This window comes from Janthinobacterium sp. BJB426 (assembly GCF_002735705.1).
In the GTDB taxonomy this organism is placed as follows: domain Bacteria; phylum Pseudomonadota; class Gammaproteobacteria; order Burkholderiales; family Burkholderiaceae_D; genus Janthinobacterium.
In genome coordinates this window covers 40666-63998 of record NZ_PDZL01000002.1, presented here as the reverse complement: position 1 = coordinate 63998, position 23333 = coordinate 40666, and the positions used below count along the sequence as shown (strand labels likewise).

The window sequence follows — 23333 nt, the reverse complement described above, 5'->3', positions numbered from 1 at the left end:
TTTACAGTAGAAACACTTTTAACTACGACACTTTTGCCATGCTCCCATACGACTACACCAAGCAGACCGTGCTGATCACGGGCGCCTCGTCCGGCATCGGCCGCGTCTTTGCGGAAACCCTGGCCGCGCGCGGCGCCCATTTGCTGCTGCTGGCCCGTTCCGGCGCCGTGCTCGACAGCCTGGCCAGGGACCTTTCCCAGCGCCACGGCATCCGCGCCCACGCGCTGGTGGCCGATCTGAGCCTGCCCGACGCCGCAGCACAAGCCCATGCGCAGGCGTGCGCGCTGGGCATGCCGCCCGATGTGTTGATCAATAACGCGGGTTTCGCCACGCATGGCCGCTTCGAAAGCATCGACCTCGCGCGCCAGGCGGCCGAAGTAACCGTCAATTGCACGGCCCTGATGGAACTCACGCACTGCGCCTTGCCGCACATGCTGGCCCAGGGGCGGGGCGCCGTCATCAATGTCGCGTCCACGGCGGCCCTGCAACCCGATCCCTACATGGCGGTGTATGGCGCCAGCAAGGCGTTCGTGCTGTCGTTCTCGGAAGCGCTGTGGGCGGAAAACCGCCAGCGCGGCGTGCGCGTGCTGGCCCTGTGCCCGGGCGCCACGGAAACGGCCTTCTTCGATGTGGTGGCCGCGCCCGAGGCGGCCGTGGGCAAGCGCATGGCGCCGCAAGCCGTCGTCGATGAGGCGCTGCGGGCGCTGGACCGGGGCCGCAGCAGCCACGTGGCGGGCCGGCCCAACCGGCTGCTGGCCTGGCTGCCGCGCTTGCTGCCCCGCCAGACCGTGCTGGGCATCGTGGAAGGCATGCTCAAGCCACGGACTTGATGCGCATCAAAACGCCATGGTGGCGAACATGGCCAGCACGGCCGTCGCCATGACGATGGTCGACAGCCAGCCCAGCGCCCGCAGGCGGCGCGAAATGGTCAAGGTGCCCATGATGGTTGGGCGCGACGCCATCACCATCATCAGGGCCATGATGGGTACGGAAATGACGCCATTGATGACGGCGCTCCAGTACAGGGCCTTGATGGGGTCTAGCGGCGAAAAGCACAGGGCCGCGCCGATCACCGTGGCCGTGACGATGATGCCGTAGAACTTCTTGGCCGCCTTGGGCGCCAGTTCCAGGCTGTTTTTCCAGTGAAAGGCGCCGGCCATGGCGTAGGCGGCCGAGCCGGCCAGCACGGGAATGGCCAGCAAGCCCGTGCCGATGATGCCCAGGCTGAACAGGGCAAAGGCGAAGTCGCCAGCGATGGGGCGCAGGGCGGAGGCGGCCTGGGCCGAGGTGTCGATATGCGTGATGCCTTGCGCGCCCAGGGTCACGGCCGTCGTCAGCATGATGAAAAACGCCACCAGGTTGGAAAAGCCCATGCCGATGGCCGTGTCCATCTTGATGCGCTGGAATTGCCGCGGCGCCTGCTCGGGCGCGCGGCGCAAGGCTTGCGCGCCAGCATCGGCCTGCAAGTCTTCCACTTCCTGCGATGCCTGCCAGAAAAATAAGTAGGGACTGATCGTCGTGCCGAACACGGCCACGATCATGGTCACCGAGGCGGTCGACCAGGTGAACTGGGGCCAGACGGTGCGCAGCGCCACTTCGCCCCACGGAATGTGGATGGTCAGCACGGTGGCCACATAGGCCAGCAAGCCCAGGGTCAGCCATTTCAGGATGCGCACGTATTGTTGATAGGGAATGAACACTTGCAGCAGCAGGGATAGCAGGCCGAAGCCGACAGCGTACAGGTGCGTGGGACCGCCGATGATCAGGGTCAAGGCATCGCCCATGGCGGCCACGTCGGCGGCGATATTGATGACATTGGCCAACAGCAGCAAGCTGACGATGGCGTACAGCAAGGATTTCGGATAATGGCGGCGAATATTCGTCGCCAGCCCATGCCCGCTGACCCGGCCAATCTTGGCGCTGATCACCTGGATGCCCAGCATCAGGGGAAACGTCAGGCACACGGTCCACAGCATGCCAAAACCGAACTGGGCGCCCGCCTGAGAATACGTGGCGATGCCGCTGGGATCGTCGTCGGCCGCGCCCGTGATCAGGCCCGGCCCCAGCTTGCCCAGCCAGGTGTCGGATGGGTCCGCCTGCCGGCGGACGGCGTCCGCGCGGCCGCTGTCAATCTGCATGCGTCACTCCTGTGTGGTGGAGCGAGCAGCGTATCACAGGCGGGCGGCGGCCAGAAGGGGCGCCGCCCGGGAAAACATGCGGCTCAGTAGCGCGCATCCTTGGGCTTGCCGCCTTTCGGCCAATCCTTGACCTTGTCGGGGAAGTCCGGGCGCGGCATGTGCGTAAAATATTCGGCCACGTCGACGGCGTCCTGGTCGGACAGGTTGCCTTGTCCCAGCGGGAATTTCTGGCCATGGCCCATCACCATGTTCGCCTTGACGAAGCCGGCCGCCGTGTAGGTGCGGGCCATGCCGGCGCCGATATTGAACGAGCGCTCGCCCCATAGCGGCGGGAAGGCCACTTCGCCGCCAGTGCCCCGGATGCCTTCGCCATTCGCGCCATGGCAGACGGCGCATTGCTCGGCATACACTTTTTTGCCGTGCACGGGATCGGGCAGCAGGGCGCGGGATATCTTCGCCACGCCGCGCCCTGGCACCTTGTCGTTCGCCTGCGTAGCGCCCTTCATCCAGTCGATGTAGGCGACCATCGCCTGCAGGTCGGGGCCGTCCACGGGCAGCGGCTTGCCGTGCATGGAGCGGCGGAAGCAGCCATTGATGCGCTCGCCCAGGCTGATGACCTTGCCCGCGCGCGGCGCTTCCGCCGGGAAGAAGGCGGAAATGCCGAGGAAGGGCGAACCGTTGGCCACGGTGCCGCCGTTCAGGTGGCAACTGCTGCAGTTGAGGTCGTTGCCCACGTTTTGCGGCAGGCGGGCGCGCGTTTCCGTCATCAGCTGCATGCCGTGGATCAATTGGCTGGCATTCGGATCAGCCGTCAGCGCGGCGAAGCGGGGCGTGACAAAGCCGCCCGCGTCCGGGGCCTTGAGCTTGAGCTCCTTGCGCACCTTGGCGATCTGCGCAGGCGTGACGGGCGCGCCTTGATTCCCCCACTTGCCGCGCACAAAGGTGAGGATTTCCGCCAGTTCCGTGTCGGACAGGCGGTCATACGCGGGCATGCCGAACGAGCGGGGCGACTGCTGCGTGACGGCCGACTGCCAGCCCGTCAGCGCAATATGGATGACGGAAGTGGCATCCTTCGATTGCACCGAGTCGTTCTGCGCCAGCGGCGGGAAGATGTTGTCCACGCCACGGCCGTCGCGGCGGTGGCACGTGGCGCAAAACTGCAGGTAGCCGAGGCCGCCGCGCGTGTTGTACAGCGCATCGTTGCTGGCTGCGACCGAAGGCGCCGGTTTTGTCTGCGACACTTGCGCGCCCGGTTTGGCCGGCAAGCCGTGCAGGTAGTGCGCCAGCGCATCGAGGTCGCCATCCGTGAAGTATTGCGTGCTGTGCGTGATGACTTCCGTCATGCTGCCCGCGGCCGTACCGAAGCTGTTGCGACCTGTCTTGAGCAATTGCACGATGTCGCCCGGCGTCCACAGATTGCGCAGGTTGACGGCATGCCAGCCGTCGAAGGTGAAACCGGACAGGTAGTGTTTGCCGCCGCTGCCATCCTGGCCCATGGTTTTTTCCTGGAAAGCCACGCCGCGCGGCGTGTGGCAGGAGCCGCAATGGCCGAGCCCCTGGGCCAGATAGCTGCCCCGGTTCCACAGGGCCGACTTCGCGCTGTCGGGCTTGAACGGTGCGTCGTCGAGGAAGACGGCATTCCACAAGGACAAGCCCCAGCGCATGCTGAACGGCCATTTCATGTCCGTTTCGCGGTTTTTCTGCGCCACGGGCGCCACGCCGCGCTGCAAATAGGCGTACAGCGCCTGCATGTCGTCGGGCGTGATCTTGGCGTAGGAAGGGTAGGGCATGGCCGGGTACAGATTGTGCCCGTCGGCCGCCACGCCCTTGCGCATGGCGCGGTCAAACTGCGCGAACGTGTACGTGCCCAGGCCCGTCTTCGCGTCGGGCGTGATATTCGTACTGTAGATGGTGCCGAACGGCGTTTTCAGTTCCAGGCCGCCGGCCATGGCGGCGCCGTTCGGGCTGGTGTGGCAGGCCACGCAGTCGCCCAGGCGGGCGACATACTCACCGCGCTTGATCAGCTCGGCCGACGCCGAGGGTGCAGGCGCAGCCACGGCGCTGGCGCAGAAGGCCAGCATGCCCAGGAGCAGCAGCCAGGTCGTGATGGGAAAGAAGAAGGCGGGAGGGCGGCGCGAACCGCGATGCAGGATGGAAATGGCGTTCATGGTGACCCTTTATTATCAGGGCCAAGCTTACGCAGTCGTCGCCACGGCGGAAATTGGGAATTTCTTTCGATTAACTAGGTAATCTTCCCTAGTGTTTTCGCCTGAAAAATCGTGTAGGCAGCCTACAAGCTGGCCATGATGCGCTCGCGCAGCCAGCGGTGCGCCGGGTCCAGGTGCATGCGCTCGTGCCACACCATGGCCATCTCGTAGTCGGGCAGGGTGACGGGCGGCTCCCACGTGCGCAGGGCGCCCAGCGCGTTTTTCAGCAGGCGCGACGGCAGCAGGGCCACCATGTCGGACGCCGCCAGCAGGGGCGGGACGATCAGAAAATGCGGCACGGACAGCACCACCTTGCGCGTTCGGCCCAACAGTTCCAGCGCCGTATCGACGTTGCTGCGGAAACCGCCGCCGTTGGGCGAGACGACGATGAATTCCAGCGCGCAAAATTGATCGAGGTCGGGCGGCATTTGCAACAGCGGGTGGTCGCGGCGCCCCGCCAGCACATAGTGCTCGGTGAACAGGGTGCGGTGGCGTAAGCCGGGCGGCGCTTCTTCCCGGGCCAGGAATCCCAGGTCGACCTGGCCGCTTTCCAGCTCGTGCGCCATGCGCGCCGGCACGGCTTCGAACACGGCCATGCGCGACAGCGGCGCCTGCGCGCGCAGAGCGGGCAGCAGGGGCAGCAAGATCGCGTATTCCGTGGCGTCGGCCGCCGCCAGGTTCCAGCGCACTTGGGCCGTGGCCGGGTCGAACGCCGATTCCGGTTGCAAGACTTGCTCCAACTGGGCCAGCACGGCTTGCAAGGGCGCCAGCAGGGCCAGCGCGCGGGCCGTGGGCAGCATGCCGCGCGGACCGGGCAAGAGCAGCGGGTCATCGAAAGCGGCCCGCAGCTTGCCCAGCTGCACGCTGACGGAAGGCTGGCTCAGGTGCAGCCGCGCCGCCGCCCGCGTGACGTTGCGTTCAATCAACAGGGCGTTCAAGGTCAGCAGCAGGTTCAAGTCCAGCTTGTGCAAATCCAGCTTATGCAAATTGTTCATGGCTATACCTTGTATATCAACTATTCATTTCCACTATGATAGCGCAAACCCTAGAGTAGTTCCTGTGATATCCATTCTTCATCCATTACAGGAATAAACCGATGCAACTCCATGAATATTCAAGCTTTGATGGTCTGGGGCTGGCCCAGCTGATACGCGATGGCGGCGTTTCCGCCGCCGAATTGCACGATGCCGCCATGCGCGCCTGCGCCGTCGTCAATCCGCACATCAACGCCGTGGTCGAGGTATGGCCGGCCGATGTCACGCACATCGACCACGCGGCGCCGTTCGCCGGCGTGCCATTCCTGATCAAGGATGTGGCCGTCACCATGGCGGGCCAGCGCAGCGAAGCGGGCAGCCGCCTGGGCGCCGGCCATGTTGCCACACTCGACTCCCACCTGATGACGCAGTTTCGCGCAGCCGGCCTGGTGACGTTCGGCCGCACCAGCACGCCGGAAATGGCGTTTGCCACCACCACGGAACCCGTGCTCTACGGCGCCACGCGCAATCCCTGGAACCCGAACTTGAGCGCGGGCGGCTCCAGCGGCGGCGCGGCGGCGGCCGTGGCGGCCGGCATCGTGCCGCTGGCCCATGCGACGGACGCGGCCGGTTCCATCCGCGTGCCGGCCGCGTCGACGGGCCTGTTCGGCTTGAAACCGAGCCGGGGACGGGTCTCGAACGGCCCCGCCATGGACGAGATCTTCAGCGGCCTGGGCGTGCAGCTGGGCGTAAGCCGCACGGTGCGCGACAGCGCCGCCTTGCTCGATGCCGTGCAAGGCGTGATGGTGGGCGAGCCGTATGTGACCGGCGCACCCGGCCACAGCTGGCTGTCGCAGGTGAGCCAGGAACCGGGCCAACTGCGCATCGCCGTGCAGCGCGCCGCCTGCAATGGCGCCAATCCTGTGGCTGCCGTGAATAGCGCGCTGGACGCCACCGTGCGCCTGCTGGAAAGCCTGGGCCACCACGTGGAAGAAGTCTCGCCCGCGCTGGGCGTGTCGTGGGAAGCGTTCGTGCACGCGAATGCCGGCATCTGGTGCGCCAACCTGGTGCCGTGGATCGATGGCCTGGCGCAGGAGAGCGGGCGCGGCGTGTCGCTGGAGACCCTGGAAGCGGCGACCCTGGCCTGTTACCGCCATGGCAAAACGGTCTCGGCGGTGGACTTCGTGGCGGCCCTCGACGTGCGCAACACGGTCACGCGCCACGCGGGCGCCTTGTTCGGCCGGTACGACGTGCTGCTGACGCCGACCATGCCGGATGTGCCGTGGCAGCTGGGCCGTTATGGCAAGGACGAGGAACAGCTTGATGGGCAGGGCTGGACGGCGCACCTGTTCGAGCATTCGCCCTACACGCCGCTGGCCAACGTGGCGGGTTTGCCGGCCATGTCCGTGCCACTCGGCATGTCAAATGACGGTTTGCCGATCGGCATGCAGTTCATGGCTGGCTATGCGAACGATGGGATCTTGCTGCGCCTGGCGGGACAGCTGGAGCGGGCGGCGCCGTGGGGACAACGGCGACCGCCCGTGTGGGCAGGTAATTAAGTAGGGGAAAGGAGGAGGACTACAGGGCGGCGAGGCGGGCCGCGCCACGGCTTTCCAGGCGAAAGCGGGCTTTTTCCCACAGCCGGTCGTGGAAGGGCAAGACGATCACGTTGCAGATCGGTTCGACCACGGCCAGCAAGCCGCCGAAGGCCATGGATCCCGTGGCCCAGTACATGACGCCGAAGGCCACGCCCATGTGCAGGGTCGTCTGGCTGAGCTTTTCGCCGGCCAGGGCGGCAAAGCCCAGGCGGCTGGCGGCGTAGCGACGGCGAATCGCGTGCCAGGCTTTTTCATGCCACGGCAACAGGGCAACGTTGATGATCGGTTCGATGATCGCGGCCAGGCCACCGAGCGCCAAAGACCCCGTCAGCAAGTAGGCGAGGCCGAAGGCGATCGACATGTGCGTGCAGATCTGGCTGAATGTTTTGATGGCGGTGAACAAGGGATGCTCCTTTCTGTTGAATTCGCTTATCCTTGATTTAGATAGTAACGATTCTCATTTACAAAAGGAAGTAAAATATTTCAACTGAACCCATAGATTGACGCTATGGTTTGAGAAATATCAATTGCCGCTGCTGCAGGTACCTGCCACCATGGATGGCATCAAGCACACGCAAGGGGGAGGGGAGGCGTTGCGCCAGGGCGTGGCGCTGCACATGCACTTGCTGGGCGCGGCGCTGCTGCGCATGTGAGCGGCAAGGCTCGCATGCGCAGTCGGGCCAGGGCTGTTACGGCAGCGTTTTCAGTACGGTCTTCGTCGGCACGGAGAAATTATAGTTGTCGTGGCGGTCCCAGTTGATCGACCACGTCATCACGCCGCGGAAGTCCGGATACGCCTGCAGCGGCTTGATGGTGCCGCAATTGAGCAGGCGCGTCAGGCAATTCAGGGCGTTGCTGACGTCGGCATTCGTCGTGAAACCCGAACCGGCCGAGCTGCGGCCCGACGGCACGCCAAAGCCCACCTGATCCGGACGCAAGCCGGCGAAGGTATTGCCGCCATAATTGAATCCTTCGATCAGCATGCGTGCCGTGGCCACCAGCTGGTCAGCCGAACCGGCCTTGATGGGGCCGGTGGCGTACGGCGTGTAGATATCGCCATTGTTGTAATACTGCGGATGCAACACCGTCAGCTCGCTGCGCAAGGCGTTGATGATGGGAATGTAGGCGCCCCAGATACTGCCGTAGCTCGTGTAGCCCCCTTCCACATACACCCATTCCGGCGCCATCGACAGGTAAAAGCTGCTGCCGACCTTGGTTTTCAGGTTTTTCACGGCGATCGGCAGATAAGTCTGGATGGCCGCGCCTTGCGCCACGCCGTTTTCCAGGTCCAGGTCGATGCCGTCGAAGCCATATTTCGTGATGATGGCGTACAGGCTGTTGGTGAAATTCGTCGCTTCGGCCGTGTTGCCGACGGAAACGGAGCCGTTTTGCCCGCCCAGCGACAGGATGACTTTCTTTCCCTTGGCCCGCTTGGCGGCCACGTCGGCGATGAATTGCGCTTCCGTGCCCGCGCCCGGATCAATGGTCAGGCTGACATTGCCGCCGCCCGCGTTGTCGCCGAACGAGACGACGATCACGTCCCAGTCATCGCTGACCTGGCTGATCGGATACGTGGTGCCGCTGGGGTTGGTGAAGTTGTGCCAGTAACCGATCAGCGCGTGTTTCGCCAGGCCCGTGGGGGTGGGCGTCGGTGTTGGAGTTGGAGTCGGTGTCGGGGTAGGCGTCGGGGTGGGAGTTGGCGTAGGTGTTGGCGTCGGTGTTGGGGTAGGCGTGGGTGTCGGAGTTGGCGTAGGTGTAGGTGTCGGCGTGCCGCAGTCGCCCACCGCCGTCCAGGGCTGGCCGCTACCGGCGCCACCGCTGCTGGTCGACGGGTTATTTCCTTGCGTCCACCAGTTGGCCGTGTAGTTGACGTTGTTGTAGCTGGCCTGGCCGCCGCCGTTGTAGGCCGTGCTGCTGTTCCACGGCGTGTAGCAGGCAAACGCTTGGGCCGAGGCGGCCAGCAGCTGGCTTGCGCCACCGCTGGATGCGTCGCCGCTGCCGCCACCGCAGGCGGCCAACGTTCCCCCGAAGAGGGTAAGGATGAGGGTATTCATGACTGTCCGGTTCATTGCATCTCCTTGTGTATTTTTTTGACCGGGCGGCTGGACACCGTCCGATTTTTCAGAGTGCAAGCATTGCAGGTGGTAGTCAACTGGTTTTGTTCTTTGCGCAAGATCACAATACCAGTTGCCGTCTTTCCCCATATGAAGGGCGATGCGGGCCATACCAGTGGCTGTTTTCCAGTGTGCTGGTATGGTGCCAGAAATGGCGCCGGGAGCAGGGCGGGGAAGGGAGGTGGATGCCAGACAAGGTCTTGCGGCGGTTACGGCGCTGTTTCCTCGCGTAAATCGGCATGCTGCACACGCGACAGGTCCAGCAGCATTTGCGTCAAGGCCACGGTCTGGCGCTGCATCAGCCGGTAATCCGCCCGGGTCACGGCGTCGACGCCATAGTTGAGCCAATAGGTCGGTTGCGTGACGTAATGCACCGTAGGAATGCGCCGGGAAACGCGTACATATTGGTCCGCGCCAGGCCAGCCGGCATACTTCGAGCCGGGCTTGATTGAAGGCAACACGAACGCTGGCGCCGCATCGGCCTGCCGCAACATGGCACGGGACGCCTCCATCAGGGCCGGCGTGCGGGGCGAAAACACGGCGGCCGGCTCAAACCTGCCCGTGGGAGCCAAATAACCGTTGCTGTCGGGCAGCACTTCCAGCGCGCCCAGGTTCCCGATGGCGAGCATCACGGCGATGCGCTGCATCAAGCCATCGTCCTCGTGCCGTTCGAGAAACTGTTCGGCGCCTACACCGCCGGCGAGGTCGCCGCTCGTCAGCAACAACATGACGCTGCGCGGCAAGCTGTCCTGCGGCAGGCGCGTCAGGTACTGGGCCATGTCGACGATGGCGTTCGGCCCATTGTCTGCCAGCGCGTTCGTGCCATCCGTGTGGCTACCCAGCACCATCAATTCCTCGGACTTGCCGGGGATGATGCCGATCAGATTGCGCGTCTGCACCTGCCGCACGGTGGCAGCCATGGTCAGCCGCAGCACGGGCGCCGTGCCTGCCAGCACGCTTTCGCGCAGGCGCTGGCCACCGTCGCGGTCGATAAACACGCCGGGCAACTGGCGCACTTTGCCATCGCCGGGCGCATACAGGCCGGCCGCCGTCAATGGCGGCGTATCGAGAATGACGATCACGCCCGCCGCACCGGCCGCCTGCAGGCTGTCCAGCAGGGCGATGAACGGCCCCAGCATCTGGAACTGGCGTGCATACGGCGTGTCCGGCCCCATGGCGTGGTCCGGATCGTGGACGTGCACGGCGGTCTGGTGAAACGCCTGGCCTGTCCACGCCACGGCGGGCATGTCGACGAGCACCAGCTTGCCGGCCAGGCTGGCATCGGGCCTGGCCCCCGGCGCCAGATAGGCGATGCGGCCCGTAATACCAGACGGCGGCGTTACGCCCGAATACGGGATGTAGCCGACCGTGGACAATACGCTAACTCTGTCGTCGTAGAGCAGTTCCAGGCCCCAGTCGTCCATTTGCACCGACCATTGCCGGAAGCTGACGGGCTCGAAGCGCAGTTGTTTGACACCGGCGCGCGCCAGGCGTTCATGCAGGGCGTCGATATACGCTTCATGCCGGGGCGATCCGGTGGCGCGCAGGCGGCGCTCATCCAGGTCGACTTGCCAGTCCAGCAGCTGTTTTCTGGACAGGAATTGGGTGGTGTCGACCGTCACGGCAGCTGATGCAGGCAGGGCGCGCGCAGGCCAGGGACCAGGCTTGCTGGCGCAGGCGGACAAGGCGGCCGCGATGGCCAGCGCGCCGGCGAAGGACAGGAAGCGACGGCAAGATGCTAGCGCAGTGCGTGGATGCGCGTGGGATATGCGAGTCTTGAGACTTCTCATGCGAAATGGTCGGCAAACGATTGATTTCATTGATATTGTAGGCACTGAAAATACACTTCAAGGGCGGCAATTTACCACGAGGCAAGGCGCCAGGCCGACACGCCTGACCGGGCAATGTCTTTTTTCAAGAGTTCCATGTTCCGTTCCGTCAAGAAAACCTGTAACTTCCTGCATGGCAGCGTGCCATGGCGAAAGCGAAAATCATGAAAAAGATATTGATACTGGGTGCAGGCGGACAGGTGGCGCAGTGGGTCATCCGCGCTTTGGCGGGCAGTGAAGACATCGCCTTGACGCTGTACTTGCGCAATCCCGGCAAGCTGCCCACGCCAGTCCCGGCCAACAGCACGGTGCTGGCCGGCGACGTGCTGGACCAGGCATTGCTGCGGCAAACGGTGCCCGGTCACGACCTGGTCTACGCCAATCTGGTGGGCGACGACATGGAAGACCAAGCCAACAGCATCATTGCCGCCATGCAGGCCTCTGGTGTCGAGCGCCTGATTTTCGTCCTGTCGATGGGCATCTACGACGAAGTTCCCGGCAAATTCGGCGCATGGAACAACGCCAGGCTGGCGGAACACCTGAAACCATTCCGCCGCGCCGCCGACGCCATCGAAGCGTCGGGCCTGGCATACACCATCGTGCGCCCAGCCTGGATGACGGACGAGGATGAAGTTGACTACGAACTGACGACGCGCCACGCGCCATTCAAAGGCACCGTGGTGTCGCGCAAGAGCGTGGCAGACCTGATCGCCCGCATCATCGACGCGCCAGCCTTGCACCAGCACGCCAACCTGGGCGTGAACAAACCGAACACGGACGGGGACAAGCCATATTTCATGTAGCAGCGTGTTCAAGCGCCGAGGCCCAACGTCGGCGGCAGCGACGCGCAGAGGGGAAAATCGCATTTGCGATTGGGGAGTCGGCAAAATGGGGGTTTTACGAAATCCATCCATAACTTCGCATAATTTATATTATGTCAAATGAGGTGCGAAGGTTAGCAGCACTTTTAGTTACCAAGGTAGCCAATCAAAGTACGCAGTACGCCGACATCATTCTGAGGTGTTTTGCGACAACATCGTGGGGTTTTTGCGAAAACTGCAGAAAAGGTACCACTAGATGTCGCGCTAGCGCTCCCAGGGCTCTAAGTATGGCGACGGCTTCATGCGGTCGTTGTCGTCGAATTCCTGGTATGCCTTGGCGACGGACGACTGGTTCGGGATCGTCACCATGCGCATCCAGCGGCCAAGCACGCGCAAGCCGTTGACGGCGTTGAACGATTGCGAGCCGCCCGACACTTGCATCACCGCCAGGGTGCGTCCCTGTGTGGGGCGCACGCTGCCCATTTCCAGCGGCAACCAGTCGATCTGCGACTTGAACACGCCGGTCACGGCGCCGTGGCGTTCCGGGCTGCACCACACTTGTCCTTCCGACCACAGCGACAGTTCGCGCAATTCCCGCACCTTGGGATGGTCAGGGCTGACGCTGTCGACCATGGGCAAGCCATGCGGGTCGAACACCCGCGTCTCGGCGCCGAAATGCCGCAGCAGCCGCTCCGCTTCCAGGGTCAGCAAACGGCTGAACGAGCGTTCCCGCAGCGAGCCGTACAGCAAGAGGATGCGCGGCGCATGCGTGGCCACCGTCGGCGGCGCAAGTTTATCGAGGGTCGGCGTATCGAGGTGGGCCGCGCTGATGTTGGGCAAGTCATGCATAGTGGTTTCCTTCTTCAATCATTCCATAATAGTCGAATTATGGAATTAATGTAAGCCTATTTTCCATCTGAGCACATGCCATCGCTTCCCGTATATGTTGATGTGGATCAATCAATTTTCGTATCGTGTGCAGCAGAATATGCTCATTCGCAAGACTCTGTTCTGCATCCTGCACTACACATTAGCCACTTCAAAGGAATAATATGCTACCCACCACCATGAAAGCCGCCGTTGTCGAACAGCTGGGCCAGCCGCTGGTGCTGCGCGACGTCCCCGTGCCGGTGCCCGGCCCCGACCAGATCCTCGTCAAGACGGAAGCTTGCGGCGTGTGCCACACGGACTTGCATGCGGCGCGCGGCGACTGGCCCGTCAAGCCGACGCCGCCGTTCATTCCCGGCCACGAAGGCATCGGCCTGGTGGTGGCCGTGGGTACGGGCGTGACGGAAGTGCAACTGGGTGACCGGGTCGGCGTGCCCTGGTTGTACTCGGCGTGCGGCCATTGCGAACATTGCCTGGCAGCCTGGGAAACCGTGTGCGCCGAGGCGCAATTCGGCGGCTATACCAAGAATGGCGGCTTTGCCGAGTACATCCTGGCCGACCCGCGCTACGTCGCGCATATCCCGGCGGGTCTTTCCGCCGTGCAAGCGGCGCCCATCATCTGCGCCGGCGTGACCAGTTACAAGGGCATCAAGGAAACGGGCGCGCGGCCGGGCCAGTGGCTGGCCGTGTCCGGCATCGGCGGACTGGGCCATCTGGCCATCGAATATGCGGTGGCCATGGGCTTGCGCGTGGCGGCCGTCGACATCGATGAAGGCAAACTGGAGCATGCGCGCGCCTTGGGCGCCGAAGTGACCATCAATGCGCGCCAGGGCGACCCCGTTGCGGCCTTGCGCGAAGCGACCGGGGGCGGCGCCCACGGCGTGCTGATCACGGCGCCGTCGATCGATGCCTTCCAACAAGGCGTGGCGATGACGCGCAAACGCGGCACCTGCGTGCTGGTGGGCTTGCCGCCGGGCGACTTCCCGACGCCGCTGTTCGACGTCGTCGCCAATTGCGTGACGATACGCGGCTCTTTTGTGGGCACGCGCCAGGACATGGCCGAGGCGCTCGCCTTCGCCGCCACCGGCAAGGTCAAGGCGGGCGTGGAATTGCAGCCGCTGTCGGCCATCAACGAGATCTTCAGCCGGCTGGAGCACGGCAAGGTGGCCTCGCGCGTGGTGATCGATTTCACCGACAAGTAAGCGCGACGCCGGCATGCCGGTGTGTCGTGCGACGGCAAGTAAATTTATGTTGCTATGATGGAATTCCATAAAGACACACCGAGGACCTACCGATGAAGAAATCCCTCTCCGGCCTGCTGGTCTGCGCCGCCCTCGCCTTGTCCTTTTCGGCTGGTGTGGCCAGCGCGGCAGACACCGCTGCGCCTTCGCTGCCCGGACACTATTATCTGCAAGGCGTCATGGAAGTGGGCTCCGAACTGCTGCTGAAAAAAGATGGCAAGTTCGAATGGATGCTCAGTTATGGCAATACCGACGAGCAAGCCAGCGGCGAGTGGCGCGTGGCCGGCGACCTGGTGACCCTGGTGGCGGGCGACGGCGGCAAGGAGCCGCAGTTTCGCGTGTTCGAGGAATCGGAAATGCGCATCCAGAAACCCGCCGAAGCGGGCACGTGGGTGGCCATCGTCGGTTTCCCCCAAGTGGGACCGATGGCCGACGTGGAAGTGAAGTTCGAAGCGCAAAGCGGCAAGACTGCCACGGCCGTGAGTGTGGCGAACGGCGACGCCATCGTCCGCATGCCGGCGTCGGAACGCTGGGTGCGGGCCGGCTTGCGCCGCCAGGGTTCCAAAGCCGACTATCAATGGCTGGCCGTGCCAGCCGAGCGCGCACCGGAACGCCTCGCCGCATTCGCCGTCACCGACGCCCAATGGCTCAGGGGCCAGGCCTTTCAGAAACTGAACTTGCGCATCGTCAAGGGTGGCCTGAAAGTGGACGATGCGGACAATGGCCTGGCCAGGGGCCTGTACGCCAAACCGGCATCCGACAAGTAGCCCTCGTTCCACCGCATTGCCCCTCCATTTGTCCCCGCGCGCACCCGTGCGCCGTTGACACCCCGCACTGTCTGTCCTATAGTCGCCGGGTTAACGACAAATGAGAATGAGAATCATGTTCAGTTCTATCAAGAAATGGCTCGTGTGCTATCCGCTCGTGGCCGCCAGTCTCAGCCTGTTGCTGGCCGGTGGCGCGCAAGCGCAAGTGGCCGACCAAGGCGCCGGCGCCAAGCAGTTGTGGCAATTGATTGATTATGTTGCCGTCGATTACAGCGGCGCTGTCGAGCACGGCAAGGTGGTCAGCGAGGCGGAATACGCGGAAATGCTCGATTTTACGGACAACGCGACGACGCAGATTGCCGCCCTGCCCGCCCACGCCTCGCAAGCGGCCATTGCCGCCGCCATCGCCGACCTGCGCAAAGCCGTCGTCGCCAAAGCGGACGGCGTGGAAGTCAAGCGCCTGGCGCACCACGCGAACGGCTTGCTGATTGCCGCCTACCCGATACCCGTGGCGCCGAAAGTGCTGCCCAACCTGGCGCGCGGCGCGGCCCTGTATGCGGCCCAGTGCGCTTCTTGCCACGGCGTGGCCGGCGGCGGCGATGGTCCGCTGGCGGCCAGCCTGGAGCCGAAGCCGATCGCCTTCACGGATGGCGAACGGGCGCAGTCGCGCAGCCTGATGGCGCTGTACCAGGTCATTTCGCAAGGCGTGGCCGGCACCTCGATGGCCAGTTTCGGCCAGCTGTCCGAAAACGAGCGCTGGGACCTGGCCTTCTATATAGGCGGCATGTCGCACGATGCGGCAGCAAGCACGCGCGGCGAAAAGCTGTGGCAGGACGATCCGCGCAGCAAAAAACTGTATGCGGACCTGGCCGCCGTGACGACCTTGACGCAGGAAGCCGTGGCCGCCAAGCTGGGCGCGGACGAGGCCAAAGCGCTGACGGCGTACCTGCGCAGCCATGCTGACAAGGCCGAGGCGCACAAGCCGGCCGGCCTGGCCCTGTCGCGTCTGCGTCTGGCCGAAAGCCTGGTCGCCATGCATGCGGGCGACCGCGCGGGCGCCACACGCCTGGGCCTGTCGGCCTACCTGGACGGTTTCGAGCCGATCGAGCCGATGGTCGGCGCGCGCAACAAATCGCTGCTGCTCGCCGTGGAAAACGCCATGCTGGCTTACCGTTCCGCCGTTGCCAAGGGCACGGTGGCCGAGGCCGATGCGGCCGGTGAAAAGCTGCAGCAACTGTTTACCCACGTGGAAGCGGAGCTGGGCGACGCCAAGGCCGAGCCGATGACGACCTTTATCGGCGCCCTGACGATCTTGCTGCGCGAAGGCGTGGAAGCGCTGCTGATCGTGATCGGCATCATCGCCTTCCTGCGCAAGGCCAAGCGCAAGGATGTGCTGGCCTATGTGCATGCGGGCTGGGCCAGCGCGCTGGTGGCGGGCGGGCTGACGTGGGTGGCGGCAACGTATCTGGTGACCATCAGCGGCGCCAGCCGTGAAGTGAGCGAGGGACTCGGTTCCGTGTTTGCGGCCCTGGTCCTGCTCAGCGTGGGCTTGTGGATGCACCAGAAGAGCAGCGCCGGGCGCTGGCAGGAATACCTGCACGAGAAACTCACGGCAGCGATGTCGCGGCGCTCCGCCTGGGGCCTGTTCGCCCTGGCCTTCATCGCTGTCTACCGCGAAGTCTTTGAAACCGTGCTGTTCTATTCCGCCCTGGCAGCGGACGGCAACGGCGGCGCCCTGCTGGGCGGCTTCCTGGTGGCCATCGTGCTGCTGGTCGTGATCGCCTGGGCCTTGCTGCGCACGAGCGCCCGCATGCCGATCGGCAAGTTCTTCTCGCTGACGTCCGCCTTCGTGGCCGTGCTGGCCGTGATCCTGATGGGCAAAGGCGTGGCCGCGCTGCAGGAAGCGGGCTGGGTCGGCGTCAGCCCCGTCGATTTCATCCGCGTCGACCTGCTGGGCATCTTGCCAACCCTGGAAACCTTGCTGGCGCAGGCGGCCATCCTGGCCATCATCGTCGCCGGCTATGGCTGGAACCGCGTTTCCGCAGGCAAGCGCAAACTGGCTTGACCCTGTGACGCCCCGCAATAACTAAAAGCCCCCGATAGCTGCCGGCAGCTATCGGGGGCTTTTGCATTGCGGCTACTTATCGGGCGATGCTGCCCGACGACTTGCCGTGGCTATGTACTCGCGTTCCCGCCAGCCAGGTTTCCTCCACCACGATGTCGCGCAGTTTGCGCACTGTCTCGTCCAGCGGGTCTTGCGCAAGGATCACCAGGTCGGCCCGCTTGCCGGCTTCCAGCGAACCGACCAGGTGGTCGAGGTGGCAATGCCAGGCGGCATCGAGCGTGACGGCACGCAAGGCCGCCATGCGGCTCAGGCACTCGCGCGGATTCAGCGCTTCTTTCCCTGACGTCGCTTCCATCGTGCGGAACACCGCCTGCTCCATCATGCGCAAGGGGCCCAGTGGCGAGACGAAATGGTCCGAGTGCAAGCTGATGTGCATGCCCGCTTGCAGCGCCGAGTGGCAGCGGTCCAGCAAATCGGCCCGCTCCCGACCGAAAATGGTGTGCTGGAAGGTATGCCCCCAATAGCCGACGTGGCCGATGAGGAAGCTGGGGTTCAGTTGCAGTTCCGCCATGGTATTGATGGCCGCATTATTCAGCAGCGATGCATGCTCGACGCGCAGGCGCAGCTGACGCCGCTTCCGGGCTTCCTCTTCGCTGATGCCGCCTGGCGTTGACGTCAATACCTGCCTGTAGCTGTCCAGCACATATTCCACCGCCTTGTCGCCGTTGGCGTGGACCAGCACGGGCCAGCCCTGCCCCACCGCCTTCTCCAGCATGCGGGTGAACTTGGACGTGTCCTGGTAATTGCTCAAGCCGGTGCTCGGCACGCCAGGTATCGAGTGTTCATGCGAGCAGGCATAAGGCCGGCTCTGGTAACCGGTCAAGCCCTGGTTGGAGCCATCGGCGATCAGTTTGATCGCCTTGATGCTGAAACGCTGGTCGCCGTGGCTGGCCAGGTCAGGCTTGTACTGCTTCAGCCACTTGTCGAGTGCCGCTTCGTCGGGTTTGGTAAACAAGGCGGCGCCGATGCGCACGGGACCGAGATGAGCCGCCAGTTTGAGCAAGCCGATTTCCACCTGCGGGTGCTCGGTGGCGCCCAGGCCCGCGTCGAAGACGGTGGTAAAGCCCATGGCCGAGGCGTTGTCCAGCACCTGCTTCAGGCACGCGACAAAGTCCAGCAGCTTGGGCTGCGGCGCGACCAGCAGCGCCTCGGCGATCTTGATCTCGGTCAGCACGCCGGAAGGGTTGTCCGTGATGCCGGCCGCGTTCAGCGCCGCCGTATTGAGATACGCCAGGTGGCCGGAAGAGTTCATCAGCAGGATGGGCACCGTGCTGCTCAGCGTATCGAGCTGGCTGGCGGTGATGTCTTCCCAATGGTGCATCAGCGAGGGATCGACGCCGAAGCCGAGCAGCCAAGGGTTGCCCTTCTTGTCTTTTTGCAGCTTCTGCGGCTGTGCCAGCGCGCTCAGTATCTGCTGGCGAATGCTCTGGAAACTGTATTCCGGATTCAATTCCTGTTGCAGGGGGGCCTGCTGGAAGGGCGTCAGCGACAGCCAGCTCTTGTACAGCGCACTGGGCAGGACGTGCATGTGGGCTTCGACGAAGCCGGGCAGCAAGGTACGGCCGCGCAGATCCGTCTCGTGCGGCTGGTGCGCTTGCATGGCCTGGCGCACCTCGGGCAGCGTGCCGGTGGCAATGATGGTACCGCCGGCGATGCCCAGGGCCTCTACTTGCCCGCTGCCACCGCTGGCCAAGGTATGGATGACTCCGCCATGGAAGATCACGGCTTGCGGCCCCAGTGTCGCGGCGTGCGGTGGATATGCTTGTTGAAACGCCGCCTCCAGTTCACCGCCGAGTGCGGATTCCGTCAACAGGCTGCTGGTCAGCGCGGGCAGGTGCGGCAGGTTGCAGCAGGCGCAACCGATGTGGTCATGGCTCATGCAGATTCCTATCAGAAGTTAATGATCTAAATCAATGAATTCATCCTTTATTCTGATTTAAATATACCCAACAACAGAATATCGGGAGAATGTTATGCCTGGACTGGCTAGATTATTACCAGTAACTGTCGCAAAGCATAACGAATTGAAAATCAAAAATACTCAAACATTGTCACGCAAATGTGCGTGACTGCATGAATTTATCTGACGCCCTGCAGCGTATTTATTTTCAGAAAAATTTCACCGTCCAATTTCCCGGAAAAATAAATCAATATATTTATCGGCACGTGACAATTGGATAGTAATATTTTATAAATTTTAATTATATTCAGTGATGCAGAGATTATGCCGGCCGCCCGAACAGTGGCCGTATCCAGAAAAGCCCATCCATTGAACGCACCACCAACGAAAGCTTATCGATGAAAACTCAACGCGCAACAACCTGGTCGCTGGGTCTGATTGTGGCAGGCGCCCTGTTCTCTTCGCATGCCTATGCGGCGAAAATTCCCGACTGCGGCAAAAGGGAGCCGAGCAAAACCCTGCCCACGCCGCAAAACAGCGAATATGACGCATACCGCAATGCGAAAACGAGCGCGGTGGCGGGTGGTCCTGGCAATACCGTATTCAATAACAATGAGGGCCGCCTTCCCGCCGCCGGCAAGGACGAGGTTTATTATGAATACTATCTGGGTATCGGCGGCGATGGCGGAGCCGGTTCGCATCGTGCGGTCTTGCTTGTGCAGACCCCGAAAGGGAAACGCAAATTAGTGGAGCGCTATTACACGCAGGACCACTATGCCAGCTTTTGCAGCCTGAAGAGCTAGTCTTTCTTCGAATACCAGCCGCGGCAGGGAAACGTCTGCTGCGGCTGGTCGCGTGCACGGTGTTGAAAAGTGCGATATGATGACCGTCATGCAGAACTTACCCAACAAGAAATCCTCGGCCCACAGCCGCAAGGAAGCCACCCACGAACGCATCGTCGAAGTGGCCACGCGCGCCATCCGCCGCAGCGGCTACGCGGGCACGGGCGTGGCCGACATCATGAAGGAAGCGGGCCTGACGCACGGCGGCTTTTATGCGCACTTCGCCTCGCGCGACGCCCTGCTGGCCGAAGCGGGCGACCGCGCGGGCGCCGAATCGGTGGCGCTGGCGGCCAGGGTGGCGGCTGCCGCCCCGCCCGGTCAGGCCCTGCAGGCCATGCTGGCCGCCTATCTGTCGCCCGAACACATCGCCGCCATCGAGGTAGGCTGCCCCGTGGCGGCGCTGGGCTCGGAAATGCCGCGCCAGGCGCCCGAGGTCCGGCGCGCCGCCACCATCCATATCAAGGAAATGATCGACCTGTTCGCGCGCCAGTTGCCGAACTGGGGCCAGCCCGAAGCCCACGCGCAAGCCATGGCCATGGTGTGCGCCATGATCGGCACCACCATCCTCGCGCGCGCCGTGGACGAGCCGGCCCTGTCGGACGCGCTGTGCGCGGCCACGCTGGCGCAGTTTCAGGCAAGCAGCTAACTGCCCTGCCCGTGGCGCTGATCCGTTCCGGGCTTTTTTTCAATCAACAATATGACGATCATCATATTCAATACTATCAACCACTGAAGGACTGCCATGAAAAACAAGAAGATTGCCCTGGTCACCGGCGCCTCGTCCGGCATCGGCGCGGCCACGGCCCGGCGCCTGGCGCAAGCGGGCTACACGGTGTACGGCACCAGCCGCCGCGGCGACCAGGCGGCCGCACCCGGCCATGCGATGCTGGCGCTCGACGTCACCAGCGATGCGTCCGTCGCGGCCGCCGTGGCCGAGGTCATGCAGCGCGAAGGCCGCATCGACCTGCTGGTGAATAACGCCGGTTTCGGCGTGGCCCCGGCGGGCGCCGAGGAAAGCAGCATGGCGCAGGCACAAGCCATCTTCGACACGAATTTTTATGGCGTGCTGCGCATGACCTTGGCCGTGCTGCCGCACATGCGGGCCCAGGGCGGCGGGCGCATCCTCAATATCGGTTCCGTCGTGGGCTTCTTGCCCATGCCTTACGGCGCGCTGTATTCGGCCACCAAGCACGCCATCGAGGGCTACACGGAATCGCTCGACCATGAAGTGCGGGGCTGGGGCATCCGTGCCAGCGTCATCGAACCGGCCTACACGAAGACCACGTTCGAAGCCAATCTGCTGGCGCCCGATACCCCGCTGTCCGCCTACCGGCAAGTCAGCGCGGCCGTCACAAGCCGGTTGCAAGCCCTGATGGCCGGCGCCGATGACCCAGCCATCGTGGCCGACACCATCCTGGCGGCGGCGCAGGCAAGCCGGCCGAAATTGCGCTACACGGCCGGGCCGCTGGCGGCGCGCCTGCGCCTGATGCGCCGTTTCATGCCTGCCGCGCTGCTGGACGCCGGCTTGCGCAAGGACTTGCGCCTGGCCTGAACGCCTCCCCCCCTTCCCGCACTCAGAGAGAAACTCATGCAAGCATTGCAATTGACAAAATACGGCAGTCCCGATCACGTGGCGTTTGCCGAACTGCCCCGCCCCACGCCAGGACACGGCGAACTGCTGGTGCGGGTGCATGCCGTGGGCCTGAACCCCATCGACAACCTGATTCCCAAGGGCGACTTCAAGCCGATTCTAAAAATGCGCTTGCCGGCCACCCTGGGCAGCGACCTGGCCGGCGTGGTGGTGGAAGTCGGCAGCGGCGTCACGCGCTTTAAAGCGGGCGACGCCGTGTATGCGAGTATTTTCGACACTCAATACGGCAGCCTGGCCAAATTTGCCGTCGTGTCCGAACAGGCGGCCGCGCTGAAACCGGCGAACCTCGATTTCGTGCAGGCGGCGTCGATTCCCATGGTGGGCCTGACGGCGTGGCAAGCCATGCATGAGCGCATGCAGCTCAAGGCCGGCCAGAAAGTGTTCATTCCGGCCGGATCCGGCGGCATCGGCACGTTCGCCATCCAGCTGGCCAAACACTTGGGCGCCCGCGTGGGCACCACCACCAGCACGGCAAACGTGGAGCTGGTGCGCGGCCTGGGCGCCGATGACGTCATCGACTACAAGCAACAGCCATTCGAGGACGTGCTGCGCGACTACGACGCCGTGCTGGGCACGGTGCGCGGCGACGGGCTGGAAAAAGCCTTGCATATCGTCAAGCCTGGCAGCCACGTCGTCTCGCTGGTCGGCCCGCCGGACGCCGCCTTTGCCCGCGCGCGCGGCATGAACGTGGTGCTGAAACTGGTGTTTGGTTTGCTTAGCCGCAAGATCATCGGCCTGGCGAAGCGGCGCGGCGCCAGCTATGCCTTCCACTTCGTGCGTCCCGACGGCAGCCAGCTGGCGCAGATCGCCGCCCTGCTCGAAGCGGGCACCATCCGCCCCGTCATCGACAAGGTGTTTCCTTTTGCTGAGGCAAAACAGGCGCTGGCCTACCTGGCGCAGGGGCGCGCACGGGGCAAGGTGGTGGTGCAACTGCCCGAGTCTTGAGGCATATTTGAACTGCTTTCCGCGCTGTGACTATGTGTGAGTTTTTTGTTGGCAATTTACTCCATACTCGTTGTCAACCCTGTGCCTCTTGATACCGGTCAACCTCCATAAAGGTAGCTCATGCGCGTTTTCCCGGAATGCTGCTGGCTCGCTATCACCCTCGTGGCCGGCATGGTCCACGCCGCCGAACCGGGTGTCACCGATACGCAAGTCCGGCTGGGCATGGTCAATGCGCAAACGGGGGCGGCATCGGGGCTGGGGCGGGCCATGCTCGACGGCGCGACGGCCGTGTTCCAGGAAGCAAACCTGCGCGGCGGCATCCATGGCCGCAGCATCGAGCTGGTGGTCGCCGACGACGGCTACGATCCGGACCGCGCCATCAGCGAAACGCTCAGGCTGATCGAGGAAAAACAGGTGTTCGCCCTGTTCGGCAACGTGGGCACGCCCACCACCAACGCCGTCATACCGATCGTCCAGGAAATGAAAGTGCCGCTGGTGGGCGCGTTTACGGGCGCGATGACCTTGCGCCACCCCGTGGTGCATGAAATCATCAACTTCCGCGCCAGTTATGACGACGAGTCCGATGCGCTGGTGGAGTATTTCACCAGCCGCGGCGTCAAACGCTTTGGCGTCCTGTACCAGGATGACGGTTTCGGCAATGCCGTGCTCGACGGCACCGTGCGCGCCCTGCAACGGCGTGGCATGGAACTCGTTGCCAAGGGTTCCTTCCAGCGCGGCACGACGGCCGTCAAGGCGGGACTGGCGGCCCTGATCGGGCATGAGCTGCAAGCCGTGATCATGGCCGGGCCCTACACGCCGGTGGCGGCATTCGTGCGCGAGGCGAGCCAGGCCGGGCTGAAGGCGGCCCTGGCCACGGTGTCCTTTGTCGGCACGGACAGCCTGCTGCAACTGCTGGGCAAGGCAGGCGACAACATCGTCATCTCGCAGGTGGTGCCGCTGCCGGAGGAGCGCCAGCTGCCCATCGCCGCCGACTGCGCCGCGCTGCTGGCCAGGCACGTGCCGGCGGCCACACTGTCTTTCGTCAGTTTCGAAGGCTGCATCTCGGCCACGTTGATGGTGGCGGCGCTGCGCCGCGCTGGCGCCGACCTCACGCGCGAGCGCCTGATCCAGAGTTTCGAAACGTTCGACCGGCTCGATCTGGGCGGCTTGCGGGTGACGCTGCGGCCAGGCGACCACCAGGCGTCGACGGCCGTCTTCCTGACCCGCATCGCCGACGGCAGGATCGTTCCGGCCGAGCCGGCGCCTGGCGCGAAGTGATGCGCGCCTCCCTCC

The 23333-nt window shown here is 63.9% G+C and carries 19 protein-coding genes and 1 pseudogene; 12 read left to right on the top strand and 8 right to left on the bottom strand.

Translation table 11 applies throughout. The features are described from left to right. The first annotated feature begins 38 nt into the window (after positions 1 to 38). Positions 39 to 830 (top strand): SDR family NAD(P)-dependent oxidoreductase, encoded by a 792-nt coding sequence (locus tag CSQ93_RS03350; RefSeq protein ID WP_099376750.1) that lies wholly within the window; start codon positions 39 to 41, stop codon positions 828 to 830. Positions 831 to 836: 6 nt separating this feature from the next. Here the strand turns inward: CSQ93_RS03350 and CSQ93_RS03345 are convergent, their stop codons facing one another. The 3 genes from CSQ93_RS03345 to CSQ93_RS03335 form a co-directional block, all read right to left on the bottom strand. Continuing rightward, positions 837 to 2138, bottom strand: coding sequence for an NRAMP family divalent metal transporter (locus CSQ93_RS03345; protein WP_099376749.1), 1302 nt, complete (start codon positions 2136 to 2138; stop codon positions 837 to 839). Between the two features lie 83 nt (positions 2139 to 2221). Continuing rightward, positions 2222 to 4219 (bottom strand): c-type cytochrome, encoded by a 1998-nt coding sequence (locus CSQ93_RS03340; RefSeq protein WP_099377122.1) that lies wholly within the window; start codon positions 4217 to 4219, stop codon positions 2222 to 2224. 209 nt (positions 4220 to 4428) lie between these two features. Then, entirely contained in the window at positions 4429 to 5340 is a 912-nt protein-coding gene (locus CSQ93_RS03335; RefSeq protein WP_099376748.1) for a LysR family transcriptional regulator, read from the bottom strand. Between the two features lie 101 nt (positions 5341 to 5441). On the opposite strand from CSQ93_RS03335, the gene CSQ93_RS03330 reads away from it, so the two are divergent. Next, entirely contained in the window at positions 5442 to 6878 is a 1437-nt protein-coding gene (locus CSQ93_RS03330) for an amidase (RefSeq protein ID WP_099376747.1), read from the top strand. A 19-nt stretch (positions 6879 to 6897) separates the two neighbouring features. On the opposite strand, the gene CSQ93_RS03325 is transcribed toward CSQ93_RS03330, so the two are convergent. Next, entirely contained in the window at positions 6898 to 7320 is a 423-nt protein-coding gene (locus tag CSQ93_RS03325; RefSeq protein WP_099376746.1) for a DUF2061 domain-containing protein, read from the bottom strand. Positions 7321 to 7417: 97 nt separating this feature from the next. Between CSQ93_RS03325 and CSQ93_RS28680 the strand changes: the two genes are divergently transcribed. Then, positions 7418 to 7570, top strand: coding sequence for a hypothetical protein (locus CSQ93_RS28680; protein WP_158301088.1), 153 nt, complete (start codon positions 7418 to 7420; stop codon positions 7568 to 7570). 36 nt (positions 7571 to 7606) lie between these two features. On the opposite strand, the gene CSQ93_RS03320 is transcribed toward CSQ93_RS28680, so the two are convergent. Both CSQ93_RS03320 and CSQ93_RS03315 read right to left on the bottom strand, forming a co-directional pair. After that, positions 7607 to 8971 (bottom strand): chitinase, encoded by a 1365-nt coding sequence (locus tag CSQ93_RS03320; RefSeq protein WP_233516023.1) that lies wholly within the window; start codon positions 8969 to 8971, stop codon positions 7607 to 7609. Positions 8972 to 9240: 269 nt separating this feature from the next. Then, a complete protein-coding gene (locus tag CSQ93_RS03315; protein WP_158301087.1) occupies positions 9241 to 10821 on the bottom strand; it encodes a M28 family peptidase in 1581 nt (526 codons plus the stop codon). A 203-nt stretch (positions 10822 to 11024) separates the two neighbouring features. Between CSQ93_RS03315 and CSQ93_RS03310 the strand changes: the two genes are divergently transcribed. Next, positions 11025 to 11663, top strand: coding sequence for an SDR family oxidoreductase (locus CSQ93_RS03310; RefSeq protein WP_099377119.1), 639 nt, complete (start codon positions 11025 to 11027; stop codon positions 11661 to 11663). A 297-nt stretch (positions 11664 to 11960) separates the two neighbouring features. On the opposite strand, the pseudogene arsH reads toward CSQ93_RS03310, so the two are convergent. Continuing rightward, positions 11961 to 12530: pseudogene (arsH, locus tag CSQ93_RS03305) on the bottom strand (arsenical resistance protein ArsH); the annotation flags it as partial. 203 nt (positions 12531 to 12733) lie between these two features. On the opposite strand from arsH, the gene CSQ93_RS03300 reads away from it, so the two are divergent. The 3 genes from CSQ93_RS03300 (at position 12734) to CSQ93_RS03290 (ending at position 16642) form a co-directional block, all read left to right on the top strand. Beyond that, complete coding sequence (locus tag CSQ93_RS03300; RefSeq protein ID WP_233516021.1) at positions 12734 to 13771, top strand: zinc-dependent alcohol dehydrogenase; 1038 nt, start codon at positions 12734 to 12736, stop codon at positions 13769 to 13771. Between the two features lie 92 nt (positions 13772 to 13863). Continuing rightward, positions 13864 to 14577 (top strand): hypothetical protein, encoded by a 714-nt coding sequence (locus tag CSQ93_RS28595; RefSeq protein ID WP_101731610.1) that lies wholly within the window; start codon positions 13864 to 13866, stop codon positions 14575 to 14577. Between the two features lie 115 nt (positions 14578 to 14692). Further along, the gene (locus CSQ93_RS03290) at positions 14693 to 16642 is read left to right on the top strand and encodes a cytochrome c/FTR1 family iron permease (RefSeq protein ID WP_099376744.1); all 1950 of its coding nucleotides are present in this window, start codon (positions 14693 to 14695) and stop codon (positions 16640 to 16642) included. A 76-nt stretch (positions 16643 to 16718) separates the two neighbouring features. Here the strand turns inward: CSQ93_RS03290 and CSQ93_RS03285 are convergent, their stop codons facing one another. Further along, positions 16719 to 18581, bottom strand: coding sequence for an amidohydrolase (locus tag CSQ93_RS03285; protein ID WP_099376743.1), 1863 nt, complete (start codon positions 18579 to 18581; stop codon positions 16719 to 16721). A gap of 419 nt (positions 18582 to 19000) precedes the next feature. Here CSQ93_RS03285 and CSQ93_RS03280 point away from each other — a divergent pair, with 419 nt between their 5' ends. From CSQ93_RS03280 to CSQ93_RS03260, 5 genes are all read left to right on the top strand, one after another. Next, complete coding sequence (locus tag CSQ93_RS03280) at positions 19001 to 19405, top strand: ribonuclease domain-containing protein (protein ID WP_099376742.1); 405 nt, start codon at positions 19001 to 19003, stop codon at positions 19403 to 19405. 76 nt (positions 19406 to 19481) lie between these two features. After that, positions 19482 to 20090: a TetR/AcrR family transcriptional regulator gene (locus CSQ93_RS03275; RefSeq protein ID WP_099376741.1), complete on the top strand. Its 609-nt coding sequence runs from the start codon at positions 19482 to 19484 to the stop codon at positions 20088 to 20090. A gap of 96 nt (positions 20091 to 20186) precedes the next feature. Next, entirely contained in the window at positions 20187 to 20996 is an 810-nt protein-coding gene (locus tag CSQ93_RS03270) for an oxidoreductase (RefSeq protein ID WP_099376740.1), read from the top strand. Between the two features lie 36 nt (positions 20997 to 21032). After that, entirely contained in the window at positions 21033 to 22040 is a 1008-nt protein-coding gene (locus CSQ93_RS03265) for an NADP-dependent oxidoreductase (protein ID WP_099376739.1), read from the top strand. 120 nt (positions 22041 to 22160) lie between these two features. Then, positions 22161 to 23318: an ABC transporter substrate-binding protein gene (locus tag CSQ93_RS03260; RefSeq protein ID WP_233516020.1), complete on the top strand. Its 1158-nt coding sequence runs from the start codon at positions 22161 to 22163 to the stop codon at positions 23316 to 23318. Positions 23319 to 23333 lie beyond the last annotated feature (15 nt).